16 protein-coding genes are annotated in these 16,443 nt (G+C 39.3%); 13 read left to right on the forward strand and 3 right to left on the reverse strand.

From position 1 onward, the window contains the following. Positions 1–220: 220 nt before the first annotated feature. Positions 221–670, reverse strand: coding sequence for a thiol-disulfide oxidoreductase DCC family protein (locus EM808_RS15140; RefSeq protein WP_182103849.1), 450 nt, complete (start codon positions 668–670; stop codon positions 221–223). A 189-nt stretch (positions 671–859) separates the two neighbouring features. Here EM808_RS15140 and EM808_RS15145 point away from each other — a divergent pair, with 189 nt between their 5' ends. The 3 genes from EM808_RS15145 (at position 860) to EM808_RS15155 (ending at position 5,623) form a co-directional block, all read left to right on the forward strand. Continuing rightward, the gene (locus EM808_RS15145; RefSeq protein WP_127739037.1) at positions 860–2,863 is read left to right on the forward strand and encodes a penicillin-binding transpeptidase domain-containing protein; all 2,004 of its coding nucleotides are present in this window, start codon (positions 860–862) and stop codon (positions 2,861–2,863) included. Positions 2,864–3,037: 174 nt separating this feature from the next. Then, positions 3,038–4,453 (forward strand): SpoVR family protein, encoded by a 1,416-nt coding sequence (locus tag EM808_RS15150; protein WP_127739038.1) that lies wholly within the window; start codon positions 3,038–3,040, stop codon positions 4,451–4,453. Between the two features lie 138 nt (positions 4,454–4,591). Beyond that, positions 4,592–5,623 (forward strand): homoserine dehydrogenase, encoded by a 1,032-nt coding sequence (locus tag EM808_RS15155; protein WP_127739039.1) that lies wholly within the window; start codon positions 4,592–4,594, stop codon positions 5,621–5,623. Positions 5,624–5,789: 166 nt separating this feature from the next. On the opposite strand, the gene EM808_RS15160 is transcribed toward EM808_RS15155, so the two are convergent. After that, positions 5,790–5,981 (reverse strand): aspartyl-phosphate phosphatase Spo0E family protein, encoded by a 192-nt coding sequence (locus EM808_RS15160; RefSeq protein WP_225314743.1) that lies wholly within the window; start codon positions 5,979–5,981, stop codon positions 5,790–5,792. 355 nt (positions 5,982–6,336) lie between these two features. Between EM808_RS15160 and EM808_RS15165 the strand changes: the two genes are divergently transcribed. The 4 genes from EM808_RS15165 to EM808_RS15180 all read left to right on the forward strand — a co-directional run bounded on the left by EM808_RS15165 (position 6,337) and on the right by EM808_RS15180 (position 9,755). Beyond that, entirely contained in the window at positions 6,337–6,645 is a 309-nt protein-coding gene (locus EM808_RS15165; RefSeq protein ID WP_259347236.1) for a PTS sugar transporter subunit IIB, read from the forward strand. Between the two features lie 20 nt (positions 6,646–6,665). Further along, a complete protein-coding gene (gene celB / locus EM808_RS15170) occupies positions 6,666–7,994 on the forward strand; it encodes a PTS cellobiose transporter subunit IIC (RefSeq protein ID WP_127739041.1) in 1,329 nt (442 codons plus the stop codon). Between the two features lie 106 nt (positions 7,995–8,100). Continuing rightward, entirely contained in the window at positions 8,101–8,430 is a 330-nt protein-coding gene (locus EM808_RS15175; protein ID WP_127739042.1) for a PTS lactose/cellobiose transporter subunit IIA, read from the forward strand. Then, the gene (locus EM808_RS15180) at positions 8,427–9,755 is read left to right on the forward strand and encodes a 6-phospho-beta-glucosidase (RefSeq protein WP_127739043.1); all 1,329 of its coding nucleotides are present in this window, start codon (positions 8,427–8,429) and stop codon (positions 9,753–9,755) included. The genes EM808_RS15175 and EM808_RS15180 overlap by 4 nt, the downstream gene beginning before the upstream one ends. A 516-nt stretch (positions 9,756–10,271) precedes the next feature. On the opposite strand, the gene EM808_RS15185 is transcribed toward EM808_RS15180, so the two are convergent. Continuing rightward, positions 10,272–11,228, reverse strand: coding sequence for an exonuclease domain-containing protein (locus EM808_RS15185; protein ID WP_127739044.1), 957 nt, complete (start codon positions 11,226–11,228; stop codon positions 10,272–10,274). A 407-nt stretch (positions 11,229–11,635) separates the two neighbouring features. Between EM808_RS15185 and EM808_RS15190 the strand changes: the two genes are divergently transcribed. The 6 genes from EM808_RS15190 to EM808_RS15215 all read left to right on the forward strand — a co-directional run bounded on the left by EM808_RS15190 (position 11,636) and on the right by EM808_RS15215 (position 16,412). After that, on the forward strand, positions 11,636–12,481 hold the full coding sequence (locus EM808_RS15190) for a tyrosine-protein phosphatase (protein ID WP_127739045.1): 846 nt from the start codon (positions 11,636–11,638) through the stop codon (positions 12,479–12,481). Beyond that, positions 12,459–13,340 (forward strand): GNAT family N-acetyltransferase, encoded by an 882-nt coding sequence (locus EM808_RS15195; RefSeq protein WP_127739046.1) that lies wholly within the window; start codon positions 12,459–12,461, stop codon positions 13,338–13,340. Before EM808_RS15190 ends, EM808_RS15195 begins: the two co-directional genes overlap by 23 nt. 129 nt (positions 13,341–13,469) lie before the next feature. Continuing rightward, entirely contained in the window at positions 13,470–14,099 is a 630-nt protein-coding gene (locus EM808_RS15200) for a class I SAM-dependent methyltransferase (RefSeq protein WP_225314755.1), read from the forward strand. A gap of 41 nt (positions 14,100–14,140) precedes the next feature. Continuing rightward, on the forward strand, positions 14,141–14,617 hold the full coding sequence (locus EM808_RS15205) for a GNAT family N-acetyltransferase (RefSeq protein WP_235856621.1): 477 nt from the start codon (positions 14,141–14,143) through the stop codon (positions 14,615–14,617). 208 nt (positions 14,618–14,825) lie between these two features. Further along, positions 14,826–15,578, forward strand: coding sequence for a hypothetical protein (locus EM808_RS15210; RefSeq protein WP_127739048.1), 753 nt, complete (start codon positions 14,826–14,828; stop codon positions 15,576–15,578). Then, positions 15,579–16,412 (forward strand): metallophosphoesterase, encoded by an 834-nt coding sequence (locus EM808_RS15215; RefSeq protein ID WP_127739049.1) that lies wholly within the window; start codon positions 15,579–15,581, stop codon positions 16,410–16,412. It abuts the gene before it with no gap. Positions 16,413–16,443: the final 31 nt, after the last annotated feature.

The following is a 16,443-nucleotide window of genomic DNA, read 5'->3' on the forward strand; positions in this document are numbered from 1 at the left end:
TGCCCGAGGAAGCACAGGAAAGAATGCTTTTAGTCTCGACTGTTTTCCTAATTTAAGTAGACGATTCTTGTATCCGTTCCAATCCATTCATTGTTTAAATTTGAGTTCATTTTTATTGAATAGATTAGAGGCTGCAATTAGTTTGCAGTAAAAGAGAAACCCTAACAATGATGGGGAATTCCATCATTGTTAGGGTTTTCTTTATTTTCTGTTGTTATATTCACAAAAACCGCTTTCTCGTATCCTTCGTCGGCAGCATACAATGGTCCTTTTTGCCAAACCATTTATATCTATTTCTAGCGACATAATTATAAAGCGGATCTCTTAGGAATGAAGGGATAATTTTAAAGACATATAGAAGCTTCCAGGCTCCCCGTAAATGGCGGCAAATTTGCAAAGCGGCAGCTGACCTTTCATAAAGTCTGCCATTTTCAATAAGAATGACACTATTCATCGATAATTCCTTATTAAATGGACGGAGAAGCTGCTGACCCTTTTCCTCCTGCAACGGAGCAAAGGAAAAATAAGCGTCAGGATCCCTTTTTATAATAAATTGTACGGCACCATTGCAAAGATTGCAGACACCATCAAATAATATGACTGCTTTCACTTTACCACCCGCGTTTCTAGCTTTTTCTATTACTCTAACATGTGCTGAATAAGATTTCATATCTTTTCCTAAAAAAAGGGCTTAATATTACAAGAAAATGACAGGTTGCCTTATACTTATTATCGAAGCATAGCAAGTGTCGATACGCAAAAAATAACGGTAAACTGTTAATTTTTTGTGGACTGTTGTAATATTCTTTTAATTTAAGTGTAAAAAATGGTACGCTAATGTTAGGAGGGGAAAAGGAGAATGAAGAAACTATTTTGGCTTTTGCCGATGATTCTGATTGCGATATTGGCTGGATGTAATAATGATAAGCCTACCCCAGATGAGAGGCTTTCCCAATACATAAAGCTTTGGAATGATCAGAAGTTCGATGAGATGTACGACTATCTGTCTTCCGATGCGAAGAAGTCAGTTTCAAAGGAAGATTATGTATCCCGCTATGAAAAGCTATACAGTGATTTGGAAATTACAGACTTAGATGTTTCCTATAAAAAGCTGTCAGACGATCAAAAGGATGACAATAAGAAAAAAGAGTCTACAGAAATTCCTTTCACTGCAAAGATGAATAGCATGGCAGGTGAGATTAGCTTTGACAAGGATGCGAGGCTTGTTAAAGAGGAACGAGACAAGGAAGACAACTGGTATATTGATTGGGATACAACGTATATCTTTGCCGATTTAGGCGCAGATGACAAAGTATCTTTAGAGACGGTTCCAGCAGAGCGCGGAGCTATTATGGATGTTCATGAAAATCCCTTAGCGATGAATGGCATCATTTATCAAATCGGCCTTGTACCTGAGCAAATGGAGAATGAAACAACAGAAGTAGAGAAATTAGCGAAATTGCTTGATATTAAAAAAGAAACAATCGAAAAGGCATTAAGTGCAGATTGGGTACAACCTAACCTGTTTGTGCCAATTAAGAAATTAGCAACAGGCGATCAAGCTTATCTTGAAAAGCTGTTTGCCCTTCCAGGTGTACAGAAACAGGATGTTGCCGGAAGAATTTATCCTTATGGTGAGGCTGCGGCCCACTTAATTGGTTATATTGGCAACATTACTGCTGAAGAGCTGGAAGAGCAAAAAGGCAAAGGGTATACTGGCTCTGACGTTATCGGAAAAAGAGGCTTGGAGCAAGTTTATGAAGAAAAGCTAAGAGGCGCAAACGGTGCAACAATATCGATCAAGAAATCAGATGGCACGACAGTAACCTTGGCAGATAAAGAAGTTAAAAATGGAGAAAACATCATGCTGACAATTGATGGGGATCTCCAAAAGAAAATATATGATGAAATGGATGGAGAGGCAGGAGCAGCAGCTGCCATAAATCCGACAACAGGTGAAACGATGGCTCTTGTCAGCAGCCCGTCCTATGATCCAAACAAGGTTGTCGCAGGTTTAACGACATCAGAGCAAGAGGATTATAACAACAATAAACTGGAGCCTTTCACAAATCGCTTTAAAAATACTTATGCTCCAGGCTCTGTGCTGAAGCCGATTGTCGCAGCAGCTGCATTGACAGAAGGTGTTATCACACCAGAGCAAGAGCGGAAGATTACAACAAAGCAATGGCAAAAGGATAAATCCTGGGGCAAATATTATGTAACAAGAGTGCATACTAGCAGTGCACCAGTTAATCTGGCAGATGCCCTGCTTTACAGTGACAACATTTACTTTGCGCAGACAGCATTGGATTTGGGCAAGGATAAATATACGACAGAGCTGAAGAAATTTGGTTTTGAAGAGGATTTCGACTTTGCTTACCCTATTACAAAAGCAACAATTGGTAAGCTGGACAGTGATATTCTCTTAGCTGATTCAGGCTATGGCCAAGGCCAAGTCCAAACAAGTGTTATTCAGCTTGCGACAGCATATACACCATTTGTTAACGGCGGCAATCTGATTAAACCTGTGCTTCTCCAGGATGATAAGAAGGGGACTGTTTGGAAAGAGGGGGTTATGAGCAGCAGCACTGCTAATACCATTTCCGATGATTTACAGCAGGTCATTGACAATCCAAGCGGAACAGCCCGCGCCGGCAAAATCAGCGGCATGACACTTGCTGGAAAAACAGGAACAGCAGAGCTGAAGGCAAAGCAAGGTGAAAAGGGTACAGAAAACGGCTGGTATGTGACATATGATAAGAAGGATAAAGATATTCTTATTGCTATGATGATTGAAGGTGTCCAAGACAAGGGCGGCTCAAGCCATGTCGTGAAAAAAGTGAAAAATATTCTCGAAGACTAGTTAAAAGCCTGCAAGGGATTCATTCCTTTGCAGGCTTTTTTACTGAAACAGCAAAAAAATAATGGTATTGTTTTTCCTTATGAATTTTTTTCCACCTTTTTAAAGCGGTAAAAAAATCATCAATCAGTCATTTCGCTCATACATTAATTTAAGACGGTGAAGGGAGAGAACGGAATGAATGAAGTAGAGCAGAAAGAACTTCAATATGCCATCGAAGAAATCACAGAAATCGCTACTGGCTTTGGATTGGACTTCTACCCGATGAGGTATGAAATTTGTCCTGCAGATATCATTTACACATTCGGCGCCTACGGCATGCCTACACGTTATTCCCATTGGAGCTTTGGCAAGCAATTTCATAAGATGAAGCTTCATTATGATTTAGGCTTGTCTAAAATATATGAGCTTGTTATCAATTCAAATCCTTGCTATGCCTTTTTGCTCGACAGCAATTCACTTATCAACAATAAGCTGATTGTTGCCCATGTATTGGCCCATTGTGATTTTTTCAAGAATAACGTCCGCTTCCAAAATACTAAAAGAGAAATGGTAGAAAGTATGGCTGCCACTGCCGACCGCATACGTCAATATGAGATTTTGTACGGCAAGCATGAAGTGGAAACATTTCTGGATGCAGTTCTAGCCATTGACGAGCATATTGACCCGAGCTTGATGAGACCGAAGCTTGCTTGGACGATGGATGATGTGGAATATGAGGAAGTAGAGGAAACAATCGGAACACCGTATGATGATTTATGGGGATTAGATACCCGCAATAAACCGAAGCAGGAAAAAAAGAAAGTGATAAAAAAATTCCCGCCACAGCCGGAAAAGGACCTCTTACTGTTTATTGAAAGCTTCAGCAGGGAGCTGACAGAATGGCAGCGGGATATTTTAACAATGATGAGAGAAGAAATGCTGTACTTCTGGCCACAGCTTGAGACAAAAATCATGAACGAGGGCTGGGCATCCTATTGGCATCAGCGGATAGTCAGAGAGCTTGATTTGACGAGTTCTGAGGCAATTGAGTTTGCTAAGCTGAATGCAGGTGTTGTACAGCCATCCAAAACAGGCATCAATCCTTATTATCTTGGTCTAAAGATATTTGAAGACATTGAAGACCGCTATAATAATCCGACAGATGAGATGAAAAAACGCGGCATTAAACCAAACTCTGGCAGAGAGAAAATGTTTGAGGTCAGAGAAATTGAATCAGATATCTCCTTTTTAAGGAATTATTTGACGAAGGATTTAGTAACAAGAGAAGATATGTACTTATTCCAAAAGCAAGGCAGAGAATATAAAGTGGTCGATAAAGGCTGGGAGCAGGTAAGGGATCAACTTGTCAGCATGAGAGTTAATGGAGGATTCCCATATATTACGGTTAACGACGGCGACTATTTAAAAAACGGCGAGCTGTACTTAAAGCATGGCTTTGAGGGCATTGAACTTGATTTGAAGTATTTAGAGAAGGTTCTTCCATATATCCATCAGCTTTGGGGCAGAAATGTTCATATGGAAACAGTAGTCGAGGATAAGAACATTCTGTATACGTATGACGGAAAAGCATTGCATCGTAAATATTTGTAAAATAAGAAAGAGTCGAGGTTCGCAAGCGCGAGCTTCTTTTTTTTATGCAAAAATCATCTGCAGGCAAAAGGAAGGAAAAATGCTGTTACATCAAGAATTAAGTAACAAATGCTTGTATGAAGTGAGGTAGAATTTCAAATGGGTGAGTCATATACAAAACGCAAAATAATGATTACAGGCTACGGAACTGTAGCAAAAGAGTTCGTGAAAATGATAAATGAACAGAAGGAGCGGTATCGGGAATCATACGGCTTTTATGCAGAGATAGTAGGAATAATAGGATCAAAAGGCATGATTTATGAAGAAGATGGCATTGACTTAGTAACACTGCTTTCCTTCGGCAAAGGCTCACAGGCTCTCGGGCAATATGCACAGCAAAAGCAGATTTACATCCAAGCACCAGAGCTAAAGGGTGATGTGCTAATCGAATGCTCTCCAACCAACTTAGAAACCGGTGAACCGGCATTGTCCTATATGAAAGCTGCCATCACAAAGAATATGGATATTATTTCTGTCAGTAAGGGCGCGCTTGTACAGGCATTGCCAGAGCTAAAGAAGCTTGCTGATACGAATGGCTGCCGCATTAAATACAGCGGAGCAACAGCAGCAGCACTTCCAACACTCGATATCGGTGAATACAGTTTGGCAGGCAGCCGTATTACGGAAATTGAAGGCATATTGAATGGAACCTCCAATTTCATTTTGACAAGTATGTCAGAGGATAGTCTTTCCTTTGAAAATGCGCTAAAGCTTGCACAAGAAAGAGGGATTGCAGAAGCCAACCCAGCATTAGATGTACAAGGCTACGACAGTGCCTGCAAAATCCTGTTACTGGCAAACGGCTTGTTCCATAAAACATGGACCTTGAACGATATTAGTATTGAAGGCATTGAAAAGGTCTCAAAGGCTGATATGCAATTTGCAAAAATTAACGGCAATGACATTAAGCTTGTGGCAAGTGCAAGATCTATTGACGGCACAATAACACTTCAGGTAAAGCCTGAAATCATTACGGCAGATAATCCACTAATGAATGTGAAAGGTACAAACAAAGGAATTTTATTTCATACAGAGGAAATGGGGACAATTTGCTGTATAGGTGGGGCATCCCACCCAAGAGGAGCTGCAGCTGCGGCGATTAAGGATATGCTGAATTTGTATCGTGGATAGTGCTTACATCAAAACCGGCCTCCTAATAGGAGACCGGTTTTATTATTGAGATAACGTAAAAGCTACAAGGAGGCATATGATTACTTTCCGCTAACATTGCAGGCGAATGCATGCCGGAAAAGTGTCAATCAGATACGTGATGCTATATATTTTCGGCATTGCAAACTTACAGGGCGGATTTTTGGGCAGCCATTCTCTGATATCTGACAATGTAAGTATCAAGCTGTTCACTGATCAGAAGTGTACCAGGATCATTAAGACCTCTGTCACTTCCTGCTTTAATCAGTTCTAGCTTTAAAGATTCAATATCTTGCAGCAGCTCGCTCATACTCTCCTTATTATCTTTTTTCGCTATCATAATGATTACTCCTAGGTATCAATCTTTGTACTTATTCTAACAAAATAATTTGGAAAAATTAAGTGTTTTTATAAGGAAATTTACATAAATTGAAAAACATTTATTAAATATGGGAGAAAAATGGGCTTTGATTTTGAGGAGGCACAATCATTTCCGTTAGGCAAAGGAAAAACATTATGTGTTCATGTAAGCGCTTTTACATTAAGATAAGGACATAAGGTAATACAGCAACAAACGGAATGCAAAAAGCATATACGACAAGAAAAACAAACCATAAATGAATTAATTTAGTGTATGCGTTAAGCATTCTAAAAACTCTTTTTTATCATACAATTCAATTTCTAGGAGGAATTATATTATGAATATCTTATTATGCTGTGCTGCAGGAATGTCTACAAGTCTATTAGTAACAAAAATGGAAGCTGCTGCAAAGGAACAAGGAATTGAATGCAAAATCTGGGCAGAAAGCGCAGATGCAGTAAAAAGCCATATCGATAACGCAGATGTCCTATTGCTTGGACCACAAGTTCGCTATTTGCTTCCACAAATGAAAAAACTTGGAGCAGAAAAAGGGATTCCAGTAGATTCTATCAACATGATGCATTACGGAACTTGCAACGGCGCAGAAGTATTGAAATCAGCTATCAACCTAGTTAACAACTAAAATAGGATAAGGTGATAAATATGAATAAGTTCTTAGCCTTCTTAGAAGAAAAATTTATGCCTTTCGCAGCCAAATTGGCTGCTCAAAGGCACTTAGGCGCATTAAAAGACGGTATCATCTTGGCAATGCCAATGATCATCATCGGTTCAGTGTTCTTGATTCTAGGTTATTTACCAATTCCAGGCTATGCAGACTTTATGGCAAGAGTATTCGGAGATGCTTGGCTAACAAAAATCTCTTATCCAGTTGACGCTACATTCAATATGATGGGTCTGATTGCAGCATTCGGTATTGCTTACAGACTAGCTGAAAGATATTCACTAGATGCTATTACAGCAGGGGTTATCTCACTATGTGCTTTCCTTTTGGCAACACCATTTAATGTTCCTTTCCTAGCAGAAGGTGCAACAGAATCAGTAGCAGTAACAGGCGCTATCCCAGTAGCAATGATGGGAAGCAAAGGATTGTTCGTAGCAATCTTAATCGCATTGTTCTCAACAGAGGTTTACCGCTTTATCATTAACAAAAACATGGTAATTAAAATGCCTGACGGAGTTCCGCCAGCAGTAAGTAAATCATTTGTTGCTTTAATTCCGGGTTTTATTGTAATCGCTATCATTTGGGTAATTCGTTTAGTCGTAGAATATTTCGGTATCAACAGTATACATGATATTGTAACACTAGTACTTGGCAAACCGCTTGGCTTATTAGGTGGATCACTTATCGGTTCTATTATCGCATATGGATTGGTAATGTTGTTATGGTCTGCAGGTCTGCACGGTACAAACATCGTTGGTGGGGTGATGAACCCAATCTGGCTGTCTAACACAGATGCTAACAAAGCTGCTTTCCAAGCAGGAAAAGAGCTTCCAGAGATTTTCACAGCACAATTCTTTGAAGTATTCATCAATATCGGTGGATCTGGAGCAACATTCGCATTCGTTCTTATGATGGTATTGTTTGCACGAAGCAGACAAATGAAGGATTTAGGCCGATTATCAATCGGACCGGGAGCATTTATGATTAACGAACCAGTTATTTTCGGTACACCAGTCGTAATGAACCCATTATTGATCATCCCGTTCTTCTTAACACCAATTATAACAATCACAGTGACATACTATGCAATGAAACTTGGCTTTGTGGCAAGACCAGCAGGAATTGCAATCCCTTGGACTACACCGCCGCTAATCGGTGGATACTTGGCAACAGGCGGAAAGCTTTCCGGTGCAATAATGCAGCTTGTTAACATCGGTATTGCGTTTGTACTTTACTTCCCATTCTTCAGAACTTGGGATAAACAAAAATTAGCAGAAGAAAAAGGTACAGAATTCACAAAAGTAAGCTAATAATTAGTTGCTAATTAATGCGCGAGTATTTTTGAAAACGCTTCAAAAATACTTGCGCACATACTTAATAATTTTTACATTCTAAAATAGAAGGGTTGATTATAAAATGGCTAATATGGAAGAAACAGTATTCCAAATTATCCTCCACGGAGGAAACGGAAAAAGCTGCGCAATGGAGGCAATTGCTGCTGCTAAAGAAGGTAACTTCGAGCTTGCTAAGCAGAAGATGGAGGAAGCTGCAGAAGCACTAAATGATGCCCACCATATCCAAACATCCCTTATTCAAAATGAGGTAAGAGGAAACAAAATTGAGGTATCCCTGTTGATGGTGCATGCACAGGATCACTTAATGAATGCAATAACGCTTAAGGATTTAGCTCAAGAAATTATTGATTTATATGAACTTGTTAAAACTCCTGGAGGTGTCCAAAAATGACAAATGGAATTAAAATTGCCACAATTGGCGGAGGATCAAGCTATACACCAGAATTAGTAGAAGGCTTTATTAAACGCTACGAAGAATTACCAATTAGAGAACTATGGCTTGTTGATATTGAAGCAGGTAAGGAAAAGCTTGAAATCGTTGGTAACCTGGCAAAGCGTATGATCGAAAAAGCAGGCTTGCCAATTGAGGTGCATTTGACACTTGACCGCAGAGAAGCACTTAAGGATGCAGACTTTGTTACAACACAATTCCGTGTCGGCCTACTTGATGCTCGTGCAAAGGATGAAAGAATTCCGTTGAAATATGGTGTGCTTGGCCAAGAAACAAACGGTCCTGGCGGATTGTTCAAAGGCTTGCGTACAATTCCAGTTATTTTAGATATTTGTAAGGATATTGAGGAGCTTTGCCCGAACGCTTGGCTTATCAACTTCACAAATCCAGCTGGTATGGTTACAGAAGCAGTGCTGCGCTATTCCAACATCAAAAAAGTAGTCGGCTTGTGCAATGTTCCAATCGGTATGGAAATGGGTATTGCGAAGCTTCTAGATGTTGATCATTCTAGAGTTCGCATTGACTTCGCTGGATTAAACCATATGGTATACGGACTAGATGTGTATGTCGATGGAGAAAGCGTGAAGGATAAAGTAATCAACCTTCTAACAGACCCAAATAACAGTTCATTTGTTAAAAATATCGAAGGTCTTGGCTGGGAGCCAGAATTCATTAAAGCATTAAATGTGCTCACATGTCCTTACCATATGTACTACTACAAAACGAGCGAAATGATCGCTAAAGATCAAAAGAACTCGAAAAATGAAGGAACTCGTGCTGAAGTCGTGCAAGCACTTGAAAAAGAATTGTTCGAGCTTTACAAAGATCCAAATCTGGCTATTAAGCCACCACAATTGGAAAAACGCGGAGGAGCATACTACTCTGATGCAGCAGTACGCTTGATCAATTCTATTTACAATGACAAACGCGACATTCAGCCTGTTAATACAATCAACAACGGAGCTATCGCTGGCATTCCGAATGACTCTGCAGTTGAAGTTTCCAGCATCATTACAAAGGATGGTCCAAAACCAATCGTAATGGGTGAGCTTCCAGTAGCAGTAAGAGGACTTGTACAGCAAATTAAATCCTTTGAAAGAGTTGCAGCAGAAGCAGCAGTAACAGGTGACTATGACAAAGCAATCCTGGCTCTTACAATCAACCCACTATCTCCATCAGATACGGTTGCGAAGGAAATTGTAGACGAAATGCTTGAAGCACATAAAGAACATTTACCACAGTTCTTCAACAAGGTTGAAGCATAATATGAAAGGAAGGACGGGAAACCGTCCTTTTTTTAGTTCAACCAGATTAAGATATTAATAGAGCTTTTTATCAGCTTGGAAACCAACAAAAAAGCAAGGGAGATTCCCTTGCTTTTGCATAGAAAAAATATAATAGCTATTAAACAGCAGCTTCCTCTGTATTGTCTTTTTGTGTAAATAAGTAGGCTAAGTAGGAGTGAAGCTCAAACTTTTCATCAATGATAAAATCCTTTACATCTAATTTCGTCATTTTATTCATCTCAATTCCTCCTTTGTAATACCATTCTTTCCAAACTAGCAAACTGTTATACATATAAATAGAAAGAAGTTTACTAGAGTAAAAAATATAAAGGAGTAATTTTCAATGTTAGAAAGGGTCCGTCTCCATGCTCGCGTTCTCCACACCTCGATAACAAAAAACCCGAACAAGTATGAAGCGTTTAATACTTGTTCGGGTTTAATTTCGTATTTGTGTTCTAGCCTCATTCAGGATTTATTTATATCCTAGTTTCAAGCTCAGCTGTTATCGTGAAGCAAGCGCAGGAACTGTTCTTCGTTAACGACCTCAATATCCTGTCCCTTTTCTTTTAGCTCGTAAGCTTTCTTCTCCTTTGTGCTGATGCCTGTGGCACCGACAAGCTGCTTGTCTTGAACACCAACGACAAGATAGTTCGTTTTTCCGCTAACACCGCTTTTAACAAGACCGCCTGCGTCCACTACTTTTTGCATCGCTGCTTTTCTGTCCAATGTTGCTAAATCTCCTGTGAAAACAACATTTTTACCAAACAATGCATGTGACTCATCAAAGGTTTCGGTAGTTGCTGCAATTTCAGAAATAGACACAGAATGGAACTTTTTCGTTGTTTTTGGTGCTGGTCTTCTTTTGCTGAAGGAGATTTGCGGCTTTAATTCTGTAAATAGCTTAACTGCGATGCGCTTATTTGTCTTAAAATAATCAGCAAGACAAGACTCGTCCATCGCTTTAATACTTGCGATAACTAATTCAGCACAAGCTATCGCATCAGCTCCCGCATTGTGGTGATCCTCCAGTTTGACACCAAATCTAGCAGTGCGAGCCTTTAAGGATTGGCGTATCCCTTCCCCTCTGCACGCTGCCGTGCTTATTGAAATGCTGTCAGCATAACGAAGTGTTGGTATCGGAAGACCGTATTTCACCAAACAGCTATGCAAGACACTCATATCAAATTGGGCATTATGTGCAATCAGGAGCTGGTTCTCCAGCTTGTCCTTCAGCTTTTCCCAAACTTGATCAAAGGTTGGTTCTTCCCGTACATCATCTGCTGTTATCCCGTGAACAGCGACAAATCTTTCGTTAAATCTTAACACAGGCGGCTTAATAAGATAATAATCTGTCTTTACCACCTGATTGTTTTCAACATAAGCAAGTCCGATCGAGCAGGCACTGTCCATTTCTTCATTCGCAATCTCAAAATCTATCGCAATAAAATCCATCGTATCACTCCTCACAAAAACTTCTCTTTCTAATAATATACCACGTATGTTTGATAGATTGATATTTAAGAACTGGTGCAAATAATTCCAACATGCAATATATCCTCATAAAAGAGAACTACCTATATGAATTTCCAATTCACACGCAAGTATTATTATTCAAGAATAATAGTATACGTTTGTATGGTAGCGTTTTCCGATGGAGTTATTACTTTTTCTGTACATTCAGTCATATAATGGATATGCTTTGTACAACCCATTAATTTAAAGGGTGAAATTTAACTCTAAAAGGAGAATGAAGGATGACAATTTTAATAAATAGGAAAAGGTTATTCCAACTGGATTTTACTGTTACCTAGTGATGAATGCAGCGGTGGTATATGGATTATTTGGAGGAGAGAGGCAGGATGAAGCATTTACAGAATAATAGTTTGGAGCTACAGTTTGACAGGCTTGCCAACTTTCGGGATGTTGGCGGGCGGAGCGGTTATAACGGTGAAAAGATGGGGCTTGGACTCGTTTTTCGGTCTGAGGAACTATCTAAGCTGTCGAAGGAAGATATAAACAAAATAAAGCGTTTAGGAATAAAAACCATTTGTGATTTAAGATCGGATGCAGAACGAAAGTCGAAGGTAAGCAGGCTTAATGAAAAGCATGGAATAAATGTGATCACACTTTCCATGAACGATAAAAGCAGGGAGTTTACCCGCAAAGAGTTTTTTAGATTTCTTGTTATGGGAACAAAGGATATTAACTTTGAGGATATTATGCATGACATGTATAAATATATGGCCTTTCAATGTAATCAGGAGCTCAAGCAAATGATTGAGCTATTAGCACATCGTGAAAACTATCCGATATTAATTCATTGCACTGGCGGAAAGGACCGTACTGGCTTTATGTCAGCAATGCTGCAGCTGGCAATTGGCATAAATTATGAAGAGGTAATGGCTGATTATCTCCATTCCAATAACCTGATTGGTCCAAAGATGAAGAAACTGGAGAATATGTTGCGCTGGATCAGCCTTTTTAGGGTGTCATCTGCCCGTCTCAGACCAGTCCTTGAGGTTCGGCGTGAATATTTGCAGCCCGTATATGAAGCAATTATTAAAGATTATGGAACAATTGGAAATTATCTGCAGACAGCATGCGGCATCTCCACCCAAACGCTTAAAAGCATGAGAGCGCTGCTGTTAGCGAGTGATGACAAGATAATCAAGGAGGAGCCTTATGCAAGAATTGTTCTTCGTTAAAGATTATAAACAGAATGACAGTTTGCGGAAAAGCTTTTCAGAGCTTGCGGTTAATATTTTTGGAATAAGCTTTGAAGATTGGTATGTAAAGGGCTTTTGGAATGAACGTTATATTCCCTATTCCTTTTGTGATAATGGACAGATCGTTGCGAATGTATCAGTTAATCTCGTTGATTTAATTGTGGCAGGAAAGCTTAAAAAGGCTGTACAAATCGGTACGGTCATGACACATCAAGACTATAGAGACAGAGGGCTTGCACGCTCTCTTTTGGAAAAGGTACTTGCGGAGTTCGAGAATAAAGTAGATCTGTTTTATCTTTTTGCCAATCATAAGGTGTTGGAGTTTTATCCTAAGTTTGGTTTCAATAGAGTAGAGGAGGCAGAGTACTTTATTTATAGTGATAATGCAGGCGCATTGCCTGGCAAGATGCGAAAGCTGGATGGAAAAGACTTGAGAGACCTACAATTTATTCTGGATTTTGCAATAAAGCGTAAATCCTTGTCACAAGTCTTTTCAACAGAGCAAACGAGTGGTATTTTGCTTTTTTATTGCTTAAATGTATTTCATGATAATATATACCTTTTAGAAGAGGAGGAAGTGATTATCATCTGTGAGAAGGATGGAAACAAGCTTCATCTGTATGACGTTATCGCAAGCTATGCTGTAGATATCGAGAAGCTGCTTGTGAAAATTACAGCTTCGGGAACGACAGAAATCATCCTTCATTTTACTCCAGAGAATTTAAGCGGCTTATTAAGCAGAAAGGCTGCTGAAACGGATGATGTCCTTTTTGTGAAAGTGACTGGGGAAAGTATCTATCCAGAAGGTGTTAAGCATCCTGTTATGGCGAAAGCATAAAACTATTTTAAAATAATAAAATGTTAAAAATGTCTGGAAGAATATAATGATAGAGGTGATGCTGTAGTGGCAAAGGAAGGACTATCCTTAGAGAGAATTATCTTTATCGGCAGAACTTTTAAAGAATACATGGATATGTTCTCATTGAAGCTAAACGATTTGAAGGGTAAAAAAATTTTAGATTGTCCTGCAGGTGCTTGTTCCTTTACAGCAGAAGGGGCAGTGCATGGTCTTAATATCATGGCGGCAGACATTGCCTACTATCATCAGAATCAAGACCTGTATGAAAAAGGACTTGAAGACATAAAGCATACTGTCGATTCCCTTGAGAAGGTCAAGGACCACTATGTTTGGAACTACTTTCAAGATATTAGCGGCTTGAAAGCAAGTCGAAAAGAGGCGCTGACTGCTTGTTATAAGGACAGAGCAAATAACCCTGCAAGATATTTAGCGTGTACCTTGCCCTCACTGCCATTTGCAGCAGAGGAATTTGATATTGTGCTGTCAGCTCACTTTTTATTTACCTATGCAGACAGGCTCGACAAGGATTTTCATTTTGCTGTAATTGACGAACTCCTCAGAGTCGCTAAAACAGAAATTCGCATCTTCCCGACAGTTGATTTAGATGGAAACAGATATGCATATTTAGATGAAGTGATTAGTCGCTTAGCAGCAAAGGGTCATAAAGCAGAAGAGCGAAAGGTTGGGTATGAATTTCAGAGAAATGCTGATACGATGCTGAGAATTGTGAAGGTATAAGGCTTTTAAATAAGCGATTTAGAAGGGAATTCAGAAATAAGATGAAAGCTATTAAAATGACAAAAGCTTGGGCGGAGGTAATTCTCGACTGGAGGTATGAGCCTCCGTATGACTTTTACAACGATAATAATAAAGAAGAGTCAATGAAGGAGCTACTTGAGGAACCTTATTTTGCCGTTCTGAATGATGATGGAAACTTGGTCGGCTTTTATTGCATTGGTTATGCTGCACAAGTGCCTTTAGGCTATCTTTTCGGCGCTTATCAGGAGGACTGCTTAGACATTGGTTTAGGGATGAAGCCTGAACTGACTGGCAAAGGAAATGGTGAAAGCTATATTCAGTTTGTTTTGGAGCAGATAAAAGGGAGTAAGTCTATCCGATTAACGGTTGCTGATTTTAATGAGCGGGCTATTACTCTTTATGAAAGGGCTGGTTTCCGGAAGACATATATGTTTGCTGGCGAAGAGGTGACGTTTTTTGTTATGGAAAAGAGTCACTCTAGCGAGTTACTGCGATAAAAGAAAACCAATTATAACAGCTTGAATCCAATAAAACAGCGTATAGTCTAGTTATGTTTTTTTGCTTTCTATTATTCTTAATGAAACTAGTAAAACCTCATAATCATTATCCATATAAACCCAATAACAAACTAGTAAAATAGAAAAAATTGGAACAAACACCTGCTCTTCTGATAAAATACAGGTATTGTAGCAGAGGAGGATCATGATGGAAACCGTTCAAGGTAAACGAAGAAGGGCTTTCTTGCTTAGTGATATTGCTGGTGCCGGTTTTTTAGTTGTTGTTTATATGGGGATAATCCTATTTTTGGACAGAAATATGTATGCGTTTACTACTAATTTAGCCTATTGGGTTGTTTTTTGGTGCTGTGGGACTCTCTGTTCCTTGTTGATTGGTCAGATTATTTCCAGCCGTCCGAGCTGGAAGCTGCCTGTATATATAGTTGTATTCGGTGTGTTTTTTCTGCTTCTTCAGCAAACACATACCATTGCTCTTGCAGGGTTGTATGGTGCGATTTGTACCTTGCTTCTTTATTTTGGGAAATACTTGGCTAAGAACATCAAGATATTTAAAGCAAGCTTTTGTGTTATTCCGCTGCTTTTTCTGCTTTTTCTAATTCTTCTTCCAGATACAACAGTAAAAAAGGAATGGAATGAAGTTGTTGGCCAAAATTCCTATTCTGCTTACTTTTTATATTTTAATGGGGAAAAGGAAATACCAGTTGAAGCAAAGGCAGGGGAGGAATTGCTTGTGAAAGTACAGGTGCAAAATGAAAATGGCGGTGGATACAGCTATTATATTGTTGATGGTCAAAACAGAACCCTTTCACAATTAGAGGAAGAAAGTAGGGAGCTGAAGCTTCATATCAAGAAGACAGGAACATATACAATTGTATTGAAAGGGAACGGCTTGCGTGGCGGTTTTGATGTAGAATGGCAGCAGCGCCAGCAAGAAACATAAATGAAAAAAAAGATACTGTTCATCATAACTCTTCTTCTTCTTTGCGCCGTTGTTTTTTCCTATTTTCAAAATAACTGGCTTTCCATAAGCAGATTTACCATTACATCACATGAAATAACTGGTGATGGCTTAAAAATTATTCAATTATCCGATTTGCATAGTAAGGAATTCGGTGAAAATCAGCATCGTCTAGTTACTAAAGTACAAGCATTAAGTCCTGATATCATTGCCTTTACTGGTGATATTATTGATAAGGATAAATATGATGAAAAGACAGTACTTTCCTTGCTGAAGCAGCTTAAGGAAATAGCGCCAACCTATTATGTCACAGGTAATCATGAATATTGGTCAGGGAAATATGACCAATTGGAGAAGATTATCAAGCCAACTGGTGTCACCATTTTACATAATCAGAGGGAGAAGCTCCAATTGAATGGAACAACATTTCTCCTCGCAGGTATTGCTGACCCAGCAATTAGCAATGAAGCAAGTGCAGTAACTGTTGAGACAGAGCTGGCAAAAACCTTAGAGGGTGTGAATGATCAAGACTTTGTCGTGCTGCTGTCACACCGGCCTGAGCTTTTTTCCATCTATGCTGAACATAATATTGATCTCGTTCTTTCAGGACATGCTCATGGCGGCCAGGTCAGACTCCCATTTGTGGGTGGATTGGTTGCACCTGACCAAGGCTTTTTACCAAAGTATACAGCAGGGAAATATGAACAAGATGATACAGCAATGATTGTCAATCGCGGACTTGGGAACAGTATTATTCCACAAAGGTTATTCAATACTCCAGAAATCGTCGAGATTACTATCAAAGGAAAAAAATAGACCGAAGGATGCGGACAGCCGCATTCTTTTT

It is taken from the genome of Niallia taxi, from assembly GCF_004005475.1.
GTDB classification, from domain to species: domain Bacteria; phylum Bacillota; class Bacilli; order Bacillales; family Cytobacillaceae; genus Niallia; species Niallia taxi.

Excerpts from the sequence above, each read along its gene's own strand:
- EM808_RS15140 (WP_182103849.1), bottom strand. The coding sequence starts at position 670 with ATGAAATCTTATTCAGCACATGTTAGAGTAATAGAAAAAGCTAGAAAC.
- EM808_RS15145 (WP_127739037.1), top strand. The coding sequence starts at position 860 with ATGAAGAAACTATTTTGGCTTTTGCCGATGATTCTGATTGCGATATTG.
- EM808_RS15150 (WP_127739038.1), top strand. The coding sequence starts at position 3,038 with ATGAATGAAGTAGAGCAGAAAGAACTTCAATATGCCATCGAAGAAATC.
- EM808_RS15155 (WP_127739039.1), top strand. The coding sequence starts at position 4,592 with ATGGGTGAGTCATATACAAAACGCAAAATAATGATTACAGGCTACGGA.
- EM808_RS15160 (WP_225314743.1), bottom strand. The coding sequence starts at position 5,981 with ATGATAGCGAAAAAAGATAATAAGGAGAGTATGAGCGAGCTGCTGCAA.
- celB (WP_127739041.1), top strand. The coding sequence starts at position 6,666 with ATGAATAAGTTCTTAGCCTTCTTAGAAGAAAAATTTATGCCTTTCGCA.
- EM808_RS15175 (WP_127739042.1), top strand. The coding sequence starts at position 8,101 with ATGGCTAATATGGAAGAAACAGTATTCCAAATTATCCTCCACGGAGGA.
- EM808_RS15180 (WP_127739043.1), top strand. The coding sequence starts at position 8,427 with ATGACAAATGGAATTAAAATTGCCACAATTGGCGGAGGATCAAGCTAT.
- EM808_RS15185 (WP_127739044.1), bottom strand. The coding sequence starts at position 11,228 with ATGGATTTTATTGCGATAGATTTTGAGATTGCGAATGAAGAAATGGAC.
- EM808_RS15190 (WP_127739045.1), top strand. The coding sequence starts at position 11,636 with ATGAAGCATTTACAGAATAATAGTTTGGAGCTACAGTTTGACAGGCTT.
- EM808_RS15195 (WP_127739046.1), top strand. The coding sequence starts at position 12,459 with ATGCAAGAATTGTTCTTCGTTAAAGATTATAAACAGAATGACAGTTTG.
- EM808_RS15200 (WP_225314755.1), top strand. The coding sequence starts at position 13,470 with ATGGATATGTTCTCATTGAAGCTAAACGATTTGAAGGGTAAAAAAATT.
- EM808_RS15205 (WP_235856621.1), top strand. The coding sequence starts at position 14,141 with ATGAAAGCTATTAAAATGACAAAAGCTTGGGCGGAGGTAATTCTCGAC.
- EM808_RS15210 (WP_127739048.1), top strand. The coding sequence starts at position 14,826 with ATGGAAACCGTTCAAGGTAAACGAAGAAGGGCTTTCTTGCTTAGTGAT.
- EM808_RS15215 (WP_127739049.1), top strand. The coding sequence starts at position 15,579 with ATGAAAAAAAAGATACTGTTCATCATAACTCTTCTTCTTCTTTGCGCC.